This window comes from Actinomyces sp. oral taxon 181, from assembly GCF_018370895.1.
In the GTDB taxonomy this organism is placed as follows: Bacteria; Actinomycetota; Actinomycetes; order Actinomycetales; family Actinomycetaceae; genus Pauljensenia.
The window spans coordinates 72,961-90,168 of record NZ_JAGYZL010000011.1 but is presented as its reverse complement, the minus strand read 5'-3'; the positions used below and the strand labels follow the sequence as shown (position 1 = coordinate 90,168).

Here is a 17,208-nt window from a genome sequence, read left to right as displayed (position 1 = left end):
GGGGTGCCCACACCACTAATTAAGGGCAGTCAAGCATTACTGCTCAATCATCTGTTTCTTTCGAAAGCTCGATTTTTATACCTGAGGATTGTGCTCATATACGTCCCTTCTTGCGTGTAGGCCACTACTGCCTCATCGACGCTACTAGGACTGAGTTATGAGGCGATTCTCCCGCCCTCAAAGTACTGAACTCGAGTACCTGCGGACCAGAATTCATCACTGGTGGGATACCCATAGCTTCCGCGTTCGTATCCAGCTCGGCCGTACGTTGCAAAGATCTGTCCGCGCACAAAGTGTGAACCGCTTGACGCGCTCCAGTAGGCAGTGCCCTTGTCAAAAACTTGGAACACTCCCTTTCCTGAAGGCGTCTCAGATGTAGTTGCAACGCCCAAGAAGCGTGCGCCTCCAAGATCTCGATATGCGTTTGCAATACCAGTTCCGTAGCGCAAAACATAGGTTCCCGCACTCGCGCTCCATGTGATGACACCGCCTTCAAACTCCTGCGCGCGACCGGAGCCTACCGAGTACTCGTCACTGATGGGGAAACCTAGAAAACCGCGTTCGTATCCCTTGCTTCCAAAGGCGTTGAAGATCCCCGCTCGAACGAAATGAGTACCGCCTTGAGGCGTCCAGTATGCCGTTCCATTATCGAATACTTGGTAAACGCCCTTACCGGAACGGGTCTCGGAGGTACGCGGTAAACCGGCAACTTTTACCCCGCCAGTTTCACGAAATGCATTTGCTATACCAGTGCCATAACGCAGGGTGTAGGTTCCTGAAGTCGAGGAGGTAATGACACCACCTTGGAATTCCTGAACGCGCCCCGAATTCGTAGAGTATTCATCGCTTAACGGATAGCCTAATGAGCCGCGTTCATACCCCGCTTGTCCGTAGGCTTTGAAGATCTCTCCGCCTACAAAGTGGGTACCACCTTCCGCTGTCCAGTAGGCGGTCCCCTTTTCGAACACTTGGAAAACTCCGGTACCCGAACGAGTCTCATCGGATGTAGCAGCACCTAAAACCTTCGCGCCGCCTAATTCACTGAATTCGTTAGCAATACCAGTGCCATAGCGAAGCGTATGGCTACCGGCATTTTGAGTCCATGTAACTGTTCCACCTTGGAATTCTTGCGCGCGTCCAGAGCCTGCAGGATACTCATCACTCGTCGGAAATCCTAAGAACCCGCGTTCATAACGGTTGTCACCGTACGCGCGGAAGATTGACCCGGACACAAAATGGGCGCCAGTCTTTTCGGTCCAGTAAGCAGTTCCTTGGTCAAACAGCTGGTAGACTCCGGGAGCACTTGCTTCCTCATCCGATTTGGGATTACCCATGAGTGACTTATTGCCATTCCACAGACCCCAAATCGCGCCTTTTACAGTGTAGGAAGCCGATTGATCGTTCGTCGAGCTCGCGTCAATCCGGGGAGCCTGTGCCCCATTTTGTGCAATCTGACGAATTGTTGGAAGCTTCGAGTATCCGGCATCTCCTGGGCAACTCGTCGGATAAGTGTCTCGGTGGCCGGAAATACGGGCAAGATTGATGTAAGTACCTGCTCGATACTTCGGGTTCGATCCCCTGGGCCTAAAGCCTGCAGACTCGGACATATTCGACACTCCTGCACGCCTTAACTGCCAACCTGCCAAAGCTCCCACGGTGTTCAAGGTTGCCTGCGAGGGAGCCTCGGATTGATAGGTTCCCATCATCGAGATCCCCATCGTGCCGGAGTTAAAGCCTTGATCGTGGGCGCCAGCAACCATCTTGCCAGCCGGCGAAGAAAGCGTCCCTTTTCGGCCTTCAAACGCACGTCCCCATTTATCGACGAGGAAGTTATAACCGATATCTCCCCAATCAAGAGTCACTGCATGGTAGTGATAGATCCCCCGGACAATGGATGCAGATTGATCCATGGAGTAGTTATTTGTCCCGGCGGTATGGTGAACAACAACATGGCTCGCTGCAAAGTACTCCGGATCCCAGTCAAGGTAGGATTCATCCGCTCCCCAACCGCTCCTGCTTGTTACAGCAACGGGTAGCCCGTTGGGCTGAACAGTTGTGGGGAAAGCGTGACTGAGCTGAGCACCGCTGCGACCGATTGCGCTTCCGCTACCGATTCCTGGATAAACAGTCTCTGTTGGTTCCTCGTAAGTGTCCCCACTTGACGCAGGGGATGGCGATCCAGCTTTAGGCACTGCGCTATTACTGTCAGCCTCAGCGTTCTGTTCAGGCTGAATAAGCGAAGTTAAATGGCTCCCTTCGGCCTGCACGGACTCTGGGTTAATATCTGTGCCTTCTGCAGCGGTTGTCACAACATCGTCTTCTGCCAGTGTTGTTTCACCCTGCGGGTTATCGGGAATCATTGCGACTTCGAGATCAGCTGGAAGGTCCTTTTCGTCTCCAGTTACGCGAATCTGAATCGCGTCTGCTCCCGCGGTAATAAAAGGATCAGTACCACCGCGCGCTTGGGTACCATCAGCGTGATCTTTTCCCGCTCCCCCATCATTATCAGTGAGGTACCACTGGCTCCACCGGCCATTCTCGCGAACCCGAATAAACATCTGGGTATTGGCAGAAAGCGTGGATTGCCCACTCCATGACAAACCAGTGACCATGAAAGGATTGACAGAGATGGGCTCGGTCAAGATTGCTGCATTATCACTAGGATCAAAAGAAGATGTGCCCTGGGACTGCAGTGTGGTGCGTGAGAAGCGTTTTAAAGAATGTCCGTTTCCAATTCCGACATTCTCGAGGCCTGCTTGGGCAACGCGGGTAGGTTCACCTTGCGAACGCGTGAGAGTGATCTTTTGTACGGGCCGTTCGTTACTTGTTGTTATCCCTGTGAGGGCGATCTGGTGATTGCCAGTAGGCGCATTCGCCAAGGCTGTTCCTTGTGGGAACACAAGGCTTAAGAATGCAGCACTTGCTGTCAGGGAAACTACTCGCATAGATAAACTCCGTCAGTGATGATGGATAGTCACTTTCGTAACACTATACACATTTGTCACATCCGTAACAGCATAAAGTGCACTCATTCACAGCATTTCTTCAGTCATTTTCGTTGAATATGTGCGAACATCTTACAGTTCGTAGGAATTGCGCAGCCGTTTTGCCTAAGATCGCAGTAGAAGCTAGAGCCGTCAATTGGGCGTAAAACTTCACGCGAAAAGGTCGCTGAAAATGAAAAAATCAGGATTGGAAAACCGATCCTGATTAACTGTCGGGCTGGCGGGATTTGAACCCACGACCCCTTGACCCCCAGTCAAGTGCGCTACCAAACTGCGCCACAGCCCGTTTGATCACCTAAATTTTGGCGACTTGGATAGTTTAGCCCAAGTCCTACCGAAAATTCCAATTGAGTACGGCGACCCCCGTCACATTCAGTTGTGCTTCCCACTCACGCCTGCGGGGAGAAGCGAAATAACCGCCTCCAAGACCCCGTCGATATCAAGATCCGAGGTATCAACCAGTTCGATCCCAGGGCCAGGGTTAGTAAATTCGCTGACGGTTGAATCAGCGGCATCACGATCAACAATCTGAGAACGAACCTTTTCTAGGCTTTCAGGGCTGTCATCACCAAATAACTCCTTAGCCCTCCTCTTCATACGCGCAAGCGGTGAAGCAACAAGCAAGACTTTCAAATCAGCTTCAGGGTATACAACGGTGGTGATATCGCGTCCTTCCGCCACCATTCCACTTCCGTTAGCACTAGCTTCGGCCATGCGTTGACGCTGATGCTCGACCATCCAAGCGCGAACTAAAAGGTTCGTCGAAATCCTTGCGACGGCCTCGGAAATGATGGAGGATCGGATTAACGAAGTAACCTCCCGGTTTCCAACAAAGAAATGAGGATCATCAGGATTCGAATCCGCGTGAAGATCAAGAGAAGGAAGCAAGGCAGCAACAGCGTCGTGATCGTCTAAATCAACACCTGACTCTAAGGCAATAAGAGTCAATGATCGATACATCGCCCCGGTGTCGAGGTAACCAATACCCAGGCGGCGGGCAAGTAATTTAGCAATTGTTGATTTGCCAGAACCTGCAGGTCCGTCAATTGCAATCGTCAGGCCGTGAGAGGAACGATCATCAGACATTATTAATCTCCACTTCCGGTATTCCACCCGCGTTCCTGCAGCTGGCAAATGGTCGAAGCAACGATCGATGGATCGAGACTGAGGCGGGCGACACCCATTTGAGCGCCGGCAGAGTGTTCAAGGGCGAAGTCTTCAATATTCACACCGATCTCACCGAGATCAGCGAAAAGTCGACCGAGAGAGCCCGCAGTATCAGGAACAAACACATCGAGAACGACGTAGCGGGTTGGTGCCCCACCGTGTTTACCCGGAATTCGCGCGACTCCCCTATTGCCCTGATCCATCACTCGATAGACAGCCCCAACACTTCCGCCTTCAAGAGGGCCTTCGTGCGCGGCGGCATCCAAATGCGAAATCAGATCATCAAGATCAGCGCGAATATCCTTCAGCACCTTGACAACGGGGCCGGCATTACCCGCCAAAATAGCGGTCCACAAACGAGGATCGGAGGCGGCAATTCGAGTTGTATCCCGAAGGCCCTGTCCAGAAAGTGAAAGCGCCGAAACAGGGGCATCAGCAAGCCGAGCAGCAAGCAATGATGACACCAATTGGGGTACGTGAGAAATTAACGCAACGGATTGATCATGCGTCGAAGCATCCATCTCAATAGGAAAGGCTCCCACATCCCCCGCAAGCGAACGAATCCGCATCACTGCATCAGGTGATGAAGTCGGGCTCGGAATAATCACCCATGGCCTGCCGTAAAAAAGATCTGCGTCCGCTGCACCTGCGCCACTACGTTCGCGACCTGCCATTGGATGAGAACCCACGTAGCGGCTCGTGATATCAAGTCCGCGGCGCTCTGCTTCCTCGACAACTCCCTCAAGGACAGCCAACTTTACGGAAGCAACATCGCTGACGACGGCCTCGGGATACCGAATCAACGCATCCACAACACAGACATCAGCAACGTCAGGAGGGGTAGCCACGATCACCAACGATGGCGAGCAGTGATCCTCTGGACCAATCAGAGTACCGGCGCCTAAATCCTGCGCTAAGCGTCCAGCCGTTGGTGAGGAATCACGAAGAAAAACCTCAATTCCCCCACTACGAAGCGCAAGCGCAAGAGAAGTCCCCAAAAGACCCGTGCCGATAATCAGGACGGGACCACGGGTTGTGCTCACGAGCGATGGCACAGGACTCACAAACCAACTGCGTCATAGAGAGCGGCAAGCTGCGGTCCCTTGACGCGACGCATCGTTCCGGGTTGTAGATGTTCGAGGCGAATGGGGCCAAACTTCGTACGAACGAGCTCACGAACTGGGTACCCCACCTCATCCATCAGACGGCGGACAAGACGGTTACGTCCTTCATGGACGACGATTTCAACAGTCGTGATATCACCGTAGGTTTCCATGGTGCGGAAAGAATCAACCGCAATTGGACCATCTTCCAATTCAACGCCTTCGAGCAAACGACGGCGGACACCCGGCTTCACCTCGCCGTGAACACGTGCGATATAGGTCTTAGGAATCTCATAAGAGGGGTGGGTCAGTCGGTTCGCTAGCTCCCCATCATTCGTCAGCAAAAGCAGCCCAGAAGTATCGATATCCAAGCGCCCAACGTGATACAGACGTTCCGGGTAATCAGCAACAAGATCCGCTAGCGTCGGACGTCCCTCCGGGTCTGACATAGTCGAAACCATACCAACAGGCTTATTGACAGCCATGACGATCGGACGATTCTCTTCCAAGATAATTCGCTTACCATCGACGTGAATTGCTTGACGCTCGGGGTCAACACGCATGCCTTGCCCGCGAACCACCTTGCCGTCAACCGAAACGCGGCCCTGGGCAATAAGCTCTTCTGCTGCCCGTCGAGAAGCTACCCCCGCACGTGAGAGTACCTTTTGTAGGCGAATACCATCTTCACTATAGGAATCGTTTCTCACAGTGTCTCCTCAAGTTCGTCCAGCTCGTCCGAAGCCGGAAGGTAGGGGGCTAATGGTGCCAATTCGTCAAGGGAATTCATTCCCATTCGTTCAAGAAATACTTGGGTCGTTCCATACAAACGAGCCCCAGAAGAAGATTCGCCAACTTCCTCAATGAGTTCACGTGCACACAAGGTTCGAACCACCGTATCAACATTCACGCCGCGAATTTGAGAGATCCTCGCACGCGAAATCGGCTGACGATAGGCAATAACCGCAAGTGTTTCCAGAGCAGCTTGTGACAGTTTAGATTGTCCTGATCCAACAATAAACTGGGACACAAGCGACTCCCAGCGAGGAGAAGAATAAATCCGCCATCCTCCGCCTAGACGCCGAAGTTCAAAGCCATGTTCACGACCACCAGAACGTCCACTGTATTGCGCAGAGAGTGCCTCAAGCACGTGCTCGACATCTTCAGCTGACACATTGAGAACACCAGCAAGCTGTTGAGCAGTAACTGGCTGATCGACCACCATCAAAATTGCTTCGATGGGAGCGAAGAGAAGCTGAGTCTCAGCAAGATCAAGTGCATCGCTCATACGTCCTCCTCCCATTCATCGACCTTTGGGTCATTTCCATTCCATACGAGTTCCAATGTTGAAAGAGCCTCTTCCTGCTGGAACTCAATCGCTCGGCGCCTGTACAACTCTAAGATAGCGAGGAAACGCGAGACAACAACAGCCGTATCGCGCGCGTCCGAGATGAGCTGAGAAAAGGTTGCATGTCCATGAGCGCTTAGATACGCGATGACGACCTTTGCTTCTTGAGCGACCGGGACTGCAGCTGAATGGAGGTGCGCTACTTCGACAGTCGGCGGTTGGGTGCTGAGCGCGTCAGCGCATGCACGAGCAAGATCCTCAGCGCCTACTTCCCATCGAAGTTCGGGAAGAAGCCGAGTGAATTGAGGTTCAAGCGCAACACTGCGCGGGATTAAACCCACATAGGCCTCGAGTTGTTGAGCAATCTGACCCGCCGCGAGTTTGAACGCCCGATATTGAAGCAGACGGCTAAAGAGCAGGTCACGTGCTTCAAGGTCTTCACTACTGAGTGAGGATTCCTCTTCATAATCAGGAAGCAAACGCGCTGCCTTCATATCCAATAGAGTTGCTGCTACGACGAGGAACTCACTGGTCCGTGAAAGATCAGGAAAGGCTCGCATATGCGCAATGAACTCATCGGTTACTTCAGCGAGCGCAACCTGAGTGATATCGAGCTTCTTCCGAGAGATCAATTGGAGCAGAAGGTCAAAAGGACCTTCGAAGACTTCAAGCGAGACTTGAAAATCGTCAAGTGCCGCTTGAGTCCCGTCATATTCAGGCGACATCTCCACGCGCGATGATCTCTCTGGCCAAACGTCGGTAGGAACGCGCGCCCGGGTGATTCGGCGCGTAGCTGGTAATTGGCACTGTCGCGACTGAAGCATCGGGGAACTTCACAGTACGCGCAATCCGTGTTGTGAAAACAAGGTCACCGAAGGCCTCGTCAAGTCGTTCCAAAACCTCACGCGAGTGCAAGGTGCGGGTATCGACCATCGTCGCAAGGATTCCATCGATCTTCAGGCGCGGATTAATTCGATCGCGCACTGTTTCAATGGTTTCGACCAGTAATGCGACACCGCGAAGAGCAAAAAACTCCGCTTCCATAGGAACAATTACACCGTGTGCCGCGGTCAAGGCATTGACGGTAAGTAATCCAAGCGAAGGCTGGCAGTCAATGAGAATTACGTCGTAATCATCGACGACTGGGCGAAGAACACGCGAGAGCGCTGATTCACGCGCAACCTCGTTAACCAGTTGAACTTCGGCGGCCGAAAGATCGATATTCGCAGGCACGATATCGAGGCCGGGAATTGAAGTGTGGCACAAGGCCTGATGAATATCTTCCTTCGGATTCATCAGGAGGTTATAGATTGTGTGTTCCAACTCCAGGGTATTGATGCCCAGACCAACAGATGCGGCACCTTGAGGATCAAAGTCAACAATAAGAACACGACGTCCATATTCAGCGAGCGACGCCGCAAGATTGATGGTTGTCGTTGTCTTTCCAACCCCACCTTTTTGATTACACATCGCAATAATGCGTGCGGGTCCATGCCCGGTCAGTGGTGCCGGGACGGGGAAATCATTTTCTTCGTTGGCAGGAAGATCCCCGGTAAGCGTTGGCTGAGATGGATTCGTCACGCCCTCCATCTTAGTGCATTGCTCCATACAATTCCGCCCTACCCCGCCTATCTTCTGCGCACACTTGTCTTATTGGGAGTCCGAGGCCGAGGTTGTGATATTACGTGGATCGAGCTGCGCGCGCGGATGGGCAGTTCGGTACATTTCTTTAAGGGTCGCGATCGTCACCTTGGTATAAATTTGCGTCGTTGAGACAGAGGAATGCCCAAGCAATTCCTGCACGTCGCGGATATTCGCTCCGCCTTCTAATAAATGTGTGGCAAAGGAATGCCGCAAGGTGTGTGGAGAAACGGGGACCTCGAGCTGCGCGCGAGTTGCCGCGCGTTGAATGATCTCCCAAGCAGACTGACGTGAAAGTGCGCCTCCCCTATTGTTCAGGAAGACGTTTGGAGACCCTTTCCCCTTTGAAGAAAAGAAAGGGCGCGCGCGCACGAGATAGGCTTCAAGAGCCTGTTTCGCCAAAGATCCCAAGGGAACAAGTCGCTCCTTACGTCCTTTTCCGAACAGGCGAATAATCGGAAGTTCTTCATTAAGGTCTAGGTCATCAATCGCCATTGAAACGGCCTCACTGACGCGGGCACCCGTTGCGTAAAGGGTCTCGAGCAGGGCTCGATCACGAAGAGAACGCGGATCATCTCCGCTGCCCGCTGCCTCGAGCAAGGCTTCCACTTGCTCGACTGTTAGAGCTTTTGGAAGGTGTTCGCCAACTTGAGGAACGCGAACGTGGGTGCTGGGGTCCTGAGTGCTGAGGCCTTCTCGAAGTGCGTATTTGTGGAAGGAACGAATTGCCGCTAATGCGCGCGCCACGGAGGACGGTGCTGCAGCATGTCCGTCTCTTGCCTCACTGAGTGACGCTAGAAAGTCTTCAATCGAACTCTCAGTGATCTGATCGCATTGTTCAATGCCGTGTGCTTCTTGGAAAGCACAATATTTTTGTACGTCACGCCGATAGTTGGAGACAGTATGCGGGGATGCACCCTTCTCTACACTCAGGAAAATGAGCCATTCTTCCTGAACACGCTCCATTTGTTTAGCCACGGGGTCATTGTATTTGTGCCCCACTGATTTGCCGCATATTCGCAGTTCGAGCGCGGCGAGCGGCTACACTTAACCCTGCAGGGAAGCCATCTTACCGATTGCCAGGAGGTCCAATCGTGCCCGCGTCTTGGAATGAGCTCGATAGCCGCGCTATTTCCACCGCTAAAATTCTTGCCGCTGATGCAGTTGAACGTGTCGGAAATGGACACCCGGGAGCAGCGATTTCTCTTGCTCCTGCGGCGTATGCGCTCTACCAGCATCACCTTCACCTTGACCCGTCAGACCCGCACTGGTTGGGCCGCGATCGTTTCATTCTTTCATCGGGCCACTCTTCACTGACTCAATACCTGCAGCTCTATCTTGCGGGAATGGGCGTCGAACTTGAGGATCTGAAAGCCCTGCGTACCGAAGGCGCACTCACTCCCGGTCACCCCGAGTTTGGGCATACCCCAGGAGTTGAGCTCACGACAGGACCGTTGGGTACCGGCCTTGCTTCTGCAGTTGGTTTCGCAATGGCGGAGCGTTTTACCCACGGTCTTCTCGATCCCGACACTCCTCATGGTCAGTCGATTTTTGATCACTGCGTGTATGTCATTGCCGGTGACGGCTGTCTTCAAGAAGGCGTTTCAGCGGAGGCTTCGTCACTTGCGGGAACACAAAAGCTCGGCAACCTCATTGTTTTATGGGACGATAACCGCATTTCGATCGAAGGCGACACTGATATCGCATTCAGCGAGGATGTTCTCAAGCGCTACGAGTCCTACGGCTGGCACACTCAGCGTGTGGACTGGTTGAGTGAGGATGGCTCTTACGTCGAAGACGTTCAGGCCTTGGATGAGGCTTTGGCAGCGGCACGTGACAACACTGAACAACCGTCAATCATCGCGCTTCGGACGATTATCGGATGGCCTACTCCCGAAAAATCTAATACCGGAGGAATCCACGGTGCCAAGCTCGGTGAAGAGGCACTTCGCGGTTTAAAGAGTGCATTGGGAGCCGATCCGGATGCTCACTTTGCCGTCGATGAAGAAGCCGTTGCACATTCTCGCAGGCAATTTGCCCAGCGTGCACAAACATTGCGTAACCAATGGGATCAGCGTTTCCAAGAGTGGAAGGAAACAAATCCGCAGCGAGCGGCTCTTCTCGAGCGCCTTCGGCACGGTGAACTTCCGGAAGGTTGGGAGAAGGCACTCCCCGAGTTCCCGGCGGGAAAGGCAATCGCAACCCGCTCGGCCTCGGGAAAGGTACTGAACGCTATCGCACCGGTGCTTCCTGAACTTTGGGGTGGCTCCGCTGACCTCGGTGGGTCAAACAACACTTTCCTCAACGGATTCACGTCATTCCTCCCGGAAGGAACCTACTCACGTTCCTTTGAAGCTGATCCATACGGCCGTAACCTCCACTTTGGTATTCGCGAATTTGCGATGGCCTGCGCGATGAACGGTATCGCGGCTGATGGTCTCACCCGTGTGTATGGTGGTACTTTCTTCGTGTTCTCGGACTTCATGCGCGGCGCGGTCCGCCTTGCCGCTCTCATGGACCTTCCGGTCACCTATGTTTGGACGCATGATTCGATCGGTGTTGGCGAAGATGGACCTACACACCAGCCAATCGAACATCTTGCTTCCTACCGTGCGATTCCGAATCTTGCAGTGATTCGTCCTGCGGATGCTGCTGAGACCGTCCAGGCATGGAAGAACATTCTCGAGCAGCATCATCCCGCTGCATTGGTCTTAAGCCGACAGAATCTACCTAATCCCGCCCGTGGCGAAGGAAACGAGCTTGCTGATGCTCAAGGTGTTGCTCGCGGTGCCTACATTCTTGCCGATTGTGAAGGCACTCCCGAGGTTATTTTGATGGCTACGGGTTCAGAGGTAGCGCCTACTGTGGAGGCTCATCGCCTGTTGAAGGCTGAGGGAATTGCTTCGCGCGTGGTCTCGGTTCCGTGCTTTGAGTGGTTTGAGAGCCAGGACGAGGCCTACCGTGAGTCGGTCCTCCCCTCGGCGGTTCGCGCCCGTGTGGCTGTCGAGGCCGGGATTGCACTTCCTTGGTACCGCTGGGTTGGCGAGGCCGGACGGATCGTCTCCCTCGAGCACTTTGGCGAGTCTGTGGACGGTGCCCGGCTCTTTGAGAAGTACGGATTCACGCCTGAGAACATCGCGGCACAGGCGCGCGAAAGTATCGCTGTCGCTCGCTGAGTACGCCATCCTACTGATTGGGAAAAAGGATCCCCAGTAGGTGACCTAAATACGGCGCAAGAACACTGGCTGCCCAGATCATCGTAATGATGACGTAGGGTAGCCAGTGTTCCTTTGTAATAGCAATAAATTCGCGGATAAACGCTGTTGGAAAGTAATATCCAGCTGTCTTCGAACCGATGCCGTCACCCTTAAGTCCAACTTTTGAAGCATAGAGTGCCGTGCGGAAAACATGGTAGTCAGAGGTGACAAAGGCGCAGCGGTATGTTCCTAACCCTTGTGCATCCAGAAGATGCTTGGCGAAAAGAAGATTTTCCATGGTTGTCGTCGAGCGATCTTCAAGAAGAATTGAGTCCTGCGGGATACCGTTCGCAGTTAAATAGCGGCACATGGCTTCAGCTTCGGAAATGAGCTCATCGCTCCCCTGCCCACCCGAGGGAACAAGGATCGCACGTGCGCCCTGCGCTTTCCAAAGCTCTACAGCTTTATCGATTCGTCCTTTGAGCAGGGGTGTCGGCTCCTCTCCCCTGAGTCCAGCACCATGAATGATGATGTAATCAAAGACGCGTTTCCGGGGAAGCTTGCGGTAGAACCAGGAATAAAGCAATAGCGCAACAAAGCTGAAGAAAAACCACATGCCCAAAACACAAACCAACGCGGCAAGGGATAGCGCAACACTTGATCCCCTGAAGCGACCGAGCACAAGCGGAAGGCCAACAAGCCACGCGATGATCGCCACAGCAAGCAGAAGCGGGAGCAAAGTAGGTAAAGAAACGCCTTCGCGCCTCATCACACGAACACCGTTAACAACCAAGAAAATGATGGTCACGATAGGTGCTAACGGAATAAGTAAAACAAGGAACAGGGTCAGACTTGAGCTATACGAATAAAGGAAGACGACACCAATAAGACTGAGAACAAGAAGAAGGAAGAAGATCGCGTTCTTAAACTGCCGAGGTTCCCTGTGATAGGACCAAGCGAAAAGAGATCCCCAAAGAACGACAGGGAACCAGATGACAAGTTCTTCTACAAGGACGCTGAGCATAGTTTCATGCTACTCCGGTGTAAATACACAAACGCCGCGCTTTCCAAAAGCGCGGCGTTAAAAGACTTCCGTTCAGGAGGTAAACTTCATCAGCACTCCCATGCCGATGATGCTCACGACCCAAATCAGGAGGATTGCCAAAGTAATTCGATTGAGGTTCCGTTCTGCGACACCAGAAGAACCGGCAGAAGAAGAAATTCCGCCACCGAACATATCGGAAAGGCCGCCACCCTTACCCTTGTGCATCAGAATCGTTAGGGTCAGCAAAATGCTGGTCAGAGTGATGATCACGGTGAGTGTAATGTTCAGTGCCGCCACGTTCGATTTTCCGATTCTTTCAGAGACTTCAACGATTTGTAGTCTAGCGAATAATGCCTAGGTAAGGCCAACTGGGCACCGAAGTGTTGCGTACTTCGGTGCCCAGAGCCTTTAAAGGATCACAGCTCCTGGAAGCGAGCCATCGCAGCGAAGGAGTCTGCCTTCAGCGATGCGCCACCAACAAGTGCGCCATCAACATCGGGCTGGCTCATGAGCTCCTTGATGTTTCCGGGCTTTGCCGAGCCGCCGTAGAGAATACGGGTGGAGTCAGCAGTCGCGTCGCCATAGTCGGCGCGCAGTGCCTCGCGGATTGCACCGCAAACTTCCTGTGCGTCGTCTGCAGTTGCGGTCTCTCCAGTGCCGATTGCCCAAATGGGTTCGTAGGCGATAACAATCTTCGCGACCTCGTCGGCAGTGAAGCCTTCGAGTGCTGCGCGAACCTGACCAAGAACGAACTCGACATGGGTTCCAGCTTTACGAACCTCAAGGGCCTCGCCACAGCACAGGATTGGGGTCATGCCAGCATCAAATGCCTTGCGAGCCTTTTGGCCAACAAGCTGATCGGACTCGCTGTGGTACTCACGACGCTCGGAGTGGCCAACGACCACGTAGCTGCAGCCGAGCTTGGTCAGCATCTCAGAGGAGATCTCACCGGTGAATGCACCGTTGTCGTGGACAGAGATGTCCTGTGCGCCGTACTTAATCTGAAGATCATCAGCGTCAACAACGGTCTGCACGGTACGAAGATCGGTGAAGGGAGGAATCACCAGGACCTCGCAACGCGAGTAGTCAAAGTTGTGATCAGAAAGTTCCATGGCCAAGCCCTGGACCAGGTGATTTGCCTCGAGGTGATCGAGGTTCATCTTCCAGTTACCTGCCATCAAAGGGGTACGTGTCATTGTTCAGTCCTCCAGTACTGCAATACCGGGCAGAACCTTACCCTCGAGCAGCTCGAGAGAGGCGCCACCACCGGTAGAAATGTGAGAGAAAGTAGATTCGTCAAAGCCGAGGTTACGAACGGCAGATGCGGAGTCTCCACCACCAATGACGGTGAACGCGGTTCCTTCGCTCATTGCACGTGCGACTGCCTTTGTCCCCTCTGCGAATGCGGGGAACTCGAAGACGCCCATGGGGCCGTTCCACACAACGGTCTTTGCAGAAGCAATTGCTTGAGAGAAAATCTCTTGGGTCTTCGGACCAATATCGAGGCCCATCTGATCCGCGGGAATCGCATCAGCACTGACAACGGTTGCGGGTGCGTCTGCTGCAAATTCAGGCGCAACGATGGTGTCGACGGGCAGAAGAAGCTCGACACCATTCTTCGCGGCGGTCTCCATGTAGCCCTGAACCGTGGGAATCTGATCCGCTTCGAGAAGAGACTTACCAACTTCGTAGCCCTTTGCAGCCAAGAAGGTGTAAGCCATGCCGCCGCCGATAATCAGCTTGTCAGCCTTGGACAGCAGGTTCGCAATAACTCCGAGCTTGTCTGAAACCTTAGAACCACCGAGGACGACGACGTAGGGACGCTCGGGATCATTAACGGCCTTGCCCAAGGACTCGATTTCCTTGACAACAAGAAGACCAGCGGCGCTAGGAAGAAGCTTGGCAACATCGTAAACCGAAGCCTGCTTGCGGTGAACCACACCGAAACCATCGGACACAAAAGCATCGGCAAGAGAAGCGAGCTGTGCAGCGAAGGCTTCGCGCTCTGCATCGTCCTTCGAGGTTTCTGCAGCGTTGAAGCGAACGTTCTCAAGAAGAACGATCTCACCGGGCTTTGCAGCCTCGACAGCAGCGTGTGCTCCTTCACCGACGGTGTCGGGAGCAAGAGTGACCTTGACGCCGGTCAGCTCTGCAAGGCGGTGGGCAACGGGTGCGAGCGAAAATGCGGGATTGACTTGGCCCTTAGGACGTCCTAGGTGAGCGGCAATGATGACCTTTGCACCTGCATCCAAAAGAAGCTTGATCGTCGGAAGTGCCGCGCGAATACGGCCGTCATCGGTAATGTTCTGGTCAGCATCGAGGGGAACATTGAAGTCCGAACGAAGTAGAACGCTCTTACCGGAAAGATCACCCAGGCTATCAATTGTCCTCATGGGATTCTCCTTAAATTAACGAAAAATTGAGAGGCTAGCGAACTGGGCCCGCATACGCTTTCACGTACACGGGCCCAGTAACTAGCAGATCATGCTCTATGCGAGGATCAGGCCAGCTTGGAGCCAACCAGCGAGGTCAGGCGAACGAGAGCGTTCGAGTAGCCCCACTCGTTGTCGTACCAAGAGAGAACCTTCACCAGGTTGCCGATGACCTTGGTCTCGGTTGCATCGAAGATCGAGGTGTGGGGGTTGCCCACGATGTCGGTCGAAACGATCGGATCTTCGGTGTACTCGAGAACGCCCTTGAGCTCGCCCTCAGCAGCGGCCTTGACGGCAGCCTGGATAGCCTCAACCGAGACCTCCTTGCTGGCGACAAAGGTCAGGTCGGTCAGGGAACCGGTCGGGGTGGGAACGCGGACTGCAAGTCCGTCGAACTTACCCTTGAGCTCGGGTAGAACCAGAGCAACAGCCTGAGCCGCACCGGTCTTGGTGGGGATCATGTTGAGGGCTGCTGCGCGTGCACGACGCAGATCCTTGTGGGGGGCGTCGAGGACGCGCTGGTCGCCGGTGTAGGAGTGGATGGTGGTCATGATGCCACGCTCAATACCGAAGTTCTCGTGGAGAACCTTGGCCAGAGGAGCAAGGCAGTTGGTGGTGCACGAAGCATTGGAGATGATGTTCATGGTGGCGGGATCGTAATCGCCATCGTTCACGCCCATAACGAAGGTGCCGTCAACGTTCTTTGCAGGCGCCGAAATGACAACCTTCTTTGCGCCGGCTGCGATGTGTGCAGCTGCCTTCTCACCATCGGTGAAGAAACCGGTGGATTCGACGACAACCTCAACACCGAGCTCGCCCCAAGGCAGATCGGCAGGATCGCGCTGTGCGAGAACCTTGATGTGCTTTCCGTCAACGATGATGCCCTCATCGTCGTAGGAAACCTCACCATTGAAGCGACCCGTGATCGAGTCGTACTTCAGCAGGTGTGCCAGAGTCTTATTGTCGGTCAGATCGTTAACTGCAACGACCTCGAGGTCTGCGCCCTGCTCAATTGCAGCGCGGAAGAAGTTACGACCGATGCGGCCAAAGCCGTTAATGCCAACGCGGGTGGTCACTGTTGTCCTCCTGCTTGTGCCCCCTGCGGGACACGCTTTCTGTATGAACCATGAAGATGCGGTTTGCATCTATGGCCCGCAGTTCTCTGCGGTTCCAGTACTCCTAATCTACACCCTCCCCGCCTCAGATGAGGGTGAACTAAGTCCTTCTCACCGCATTATGCTGAAAGAGAGATTTCAGTCACCGTCGAGCATGTCCAAAGTCAAGGCAGATTCAGTATCGGGAATGCCCCGTTCATGCGCAACCTTATCGGCCATAGCTAAAAGACGGCGAATACGACCTGCAACCGCGTCCTTTGTCAGCGGCGGATCGGTATGCTTGCCGAGCTCTTCAAGGGAAGCCTGCTTGTACTGAATACGCAACTCCCCCGCCTGTCTGAGGTGATCTGGAACATCGTCGCCCAAAATCGCAAATGCCCGCTCAACTCGCGCTCCGGCCGCCACCGCGGCACGAGCACTACGACGGAGGTTAGCATCGTCAAAGTTTGCTAAGCGGTTAGCTGAACCCCGGGCCTCGCGACGCTCACGCCTCTGCTCCCAGGCAACATGAGTAGCAGGTGCACCTAGCGCACGGATAAGCGCACTAATCGCCTCGGAATCACGAGCGGTGACGCGATCAGATCCGCGCACTTCCTTTGAACGAACGGTAGCCCCGAGCTTACGTGCGAGTCCCACCATCGCGAGTGCAACCTCTGGTCCCGGGCATGTAATTTCCAAAGATGAGGAACGACCAGGCTCGAGAAGAGAACCGCGGGCAAGAAATGCGCCGCGCCATACAGCCGCGGCTTCATCTTTCCCGGAAGCAACCAGGGTCGCAGGGAGCCCGCGCACTGGCCTTCCAGCCCCATCGACGAGGCCGGTGAGTCGAGCAAGTTCATCTGCTCGGTGCACGACACGTACGACGTAGCGCTTTCCTCGCCGTAACGACGAACCTGAAACTACAACGACAAAGGACTCAACGTTGTACAAGCTGGTCAGGAATGCGCGAAGACGGCGTACGGCTACGGAAGAATCTAATTCCGCTTCAATAAGGATCCGACCACCCACGAGGTGTAGGCCACCTGAGAAACGAAGAATCGCACATACCTCCGCGGCCATCGCAGATTGCGAGGGAACCGCGCTACGCGCTAATTCATCTTTCATATCCGATGTGAGGGACACCTTGTCTCCTTATGTCAGGGTGCACGGGAACGAGGA

15 protein-coding genes and 1 tRNA gene are annotated in these 17,208 nt (G+C 54.0%); 1 reads left to right on the top strand and 15 read right to left on the bottom strand.

Translation table 11 applies throughout. The annotated features are described in order from the left end of the window. Window positions 1–155 precede the first annotated feature (155 nt). The 9 genes from KHW85_RS06375 to xerD all read right to left on the bottom strand — a co-directional run bounded on the left by KHW85_RS06375 (window position 156) and on the right by xerD (window position 9,227). On the bottom strand, window positions 156–2,879 hold the full coding sequence (locus KHW85_RS06375) for an N-acetylmuramoyl-L-alanine amidase (protein WP_291459231.1): 2,724 nt from the start codon (window positions 2,877–2,879) through the stop codon (window positions 156–158). A 338-nt stretch (window positions 2,880–3,217) separates the two neighbouring features. Continuing rightward, window positions 3,218–3,291, bottom strand: a tRNA-Pro gene (locus tag KHW85_RS06370). A gap of 86 nt (window positions 3,292–3,377) precedes the next feature. After that, window positions 3,378–4,091, bottom strand: a complete 714-nt coding sequence (gene cmk, locus KHW85_RS06365) for a (d)CMP kinase (protein ID WP_291459230.1) — start codon at window positions 4,089–4,091, stop codon at window positions 3,378–3,380. Between the two features lie 2 nt (window positions 4,092–4,093). After that, window positions 4,094–5,215, bottom strand: coding sequence for a prephenate dehydrogenase (locus KHW85_RS06360; protein WP_291459229.1), 1,122 nt, complete (start codon window positions 5,213–5,215; stop codon window positions 4,094–4,096). Between the two features lie 17 nt (window positions 5,216–5,232). Beyond that, a complete protein-coding gene (locus KHW85_RS06355; protein WP_291459228.1) occupies window positions 5,233–5,982 on the bottom strand; it encodes a pseudouridine synthase in 750 nt (249 codons plus the stop codon). Continuing rightward, a complete protein-coding gene (gene scpB / locus KHW85_RS06350; protein WP_291459227.1) occupies window positions 5,979–6,560 on the bottom strand; it encodes an SMC-Scp complex subunit ScpB in 582 nt (193 codons plus the stop codon). The genes KHW85_RS06355 and scpB overlap by 4 nt, the downstream gene beginning before the upstream one ends. After that, window positions 6,557–7,345: a ScpA family protein gene (locus tag KHW85_RS06345; RefSeq protein WP_291459236.1), complete on the bottom strand. Its 789-nt coding sequence runs from the start codon at window positions 7,343–7,345 to the stop codon at window positions 6,557–6,559. Before KHW85_RS06345 ends, scpB begins: the two co-directional genes overlap by 4 nt. After that, window positions 7,335–8,201, bottom strand: a complete 867-nt coding sequence (locus KHW85_RS06340) for a ParA family protein (protein WP_291459226.1) — start codon at window positions 8,199–8,201, stop codon at window positions 7,335–7,337. Before KHW85_RS06340 ends, KHW85_RS06345 begins: the two co-directional genes overlap by 11 nt. Before the next feature lie 69 nt (window positions 8,202–8,270). Continuing rightward, a complete protein-coding gene (gene xerD, locus KHW85_RS06335; protein ID WP_291459235.1) occupies window positions 8,271–9,227 on the bottom strand; it encodes a site-specific tyrosine recombinase XerD in 957 nt (318 codons plus the stop codon). A gap of 128 nt (window positions 9,228–9,355) precedes the next feature. Between xerD and tkt the strand changes: the two genes are divergently transcribed. Beyond that, on the top strand, window positions 9,356–11,437 hold the full coding sequence (tkt, locus tag KHW85_RS06330; RefSeq protein WP_291459225.1) for a transketolase: 2,082 nt from the start codon (window positions 9,356–9,358) through the stop codon (window positions 11,435–11,437). A gap of 10 nt (window positions 11,438–11,447) precedes the next feature. Here the strand turns inward: tkt and KHW85_RS06325 are convergent, their stop codons facing one another. The 6 genes from KHW85_RS06325 to whiA form a co-directional block, all read right to left on the bottom strand. Next, window positions 11,448–12,482 (bottom strand): YdcF family protein, encoded by a 1,035-nt coding sequence (locus tag KHW85_RS06325; RefSeq protein WP_291459224.1) that lies wholly within the window; start codon window positions 12,480–12,482, stop codon window positions 11,448–11,450. Between the two features lie 72 nt (window positions 12,483–12,554). Beyond that, window positions 12,555–12,800 carry a preprotein translocase subunit SecG gene (gene secG / locus KHW85_RS06320; protein ID WP_291459223.1) on the bottom strand — a complete coding sequence of 82 codons (246 nt, stop codon included), beginning with the start codon at window positions 12,798–12,800 and terminating at the stop codon, window positions 12,555–12,557. Window positions 12,801–12,919: 119 nt separating this feature from the next. Then, window positions 12,920–13,699, bottom strand: a complete 780-nt coding sequence (tpiA, locus tag KHW85_RS06315) for a triose-phosphate isomerase (RefSeq protein ID WP_178707180.1) — start codon at window positions 13,697–13,699, stop codon at window positions 12,920–12,922. 3 nt (window positions 13,700–13,702) lie between these two features. Next, the gene (locus KHW85_RS06310; protein WP_291459222.1) at window positions 13,703–14,896 is read right to left on the bottom strand and encodes a phosphoglycerate kinase; all 1,194 of its coding nucleotides are present in this window, start codon (window positions 14,894–14,896) and stop codon (window positions 13,703–13,705) included. Between the two features lie 107 nt (window positions 14,897–15,003). Continuing rightward, window positions 15,004–16,011 (bottom strand): type I glyceraldehyde-3-phosphate dehydrogenase, encoded by a 1,008-nt coding sequence (gap, locus tag KHW85_RS06305; protein WP_291459221.1) that lies wholly within the window; start codon window positions 16,009–16,011, stop codon window positions 15,004–15,006. 177 nt (window positions 16,012–16,188) lie between these two features. Further along, window positions 16,189–17,172, bottom strand: a complete 984-nt coding sequence (whiA, locus tag KHW85_RS06300; protein WP_156335533.1) for a DNA-binding protein WhiA — start codon at window positions 17,170–17,172, stop codon at window positions 16,189–16,191. Window positions 17,173–17,208: the final 36 nt, after the last annotated feature.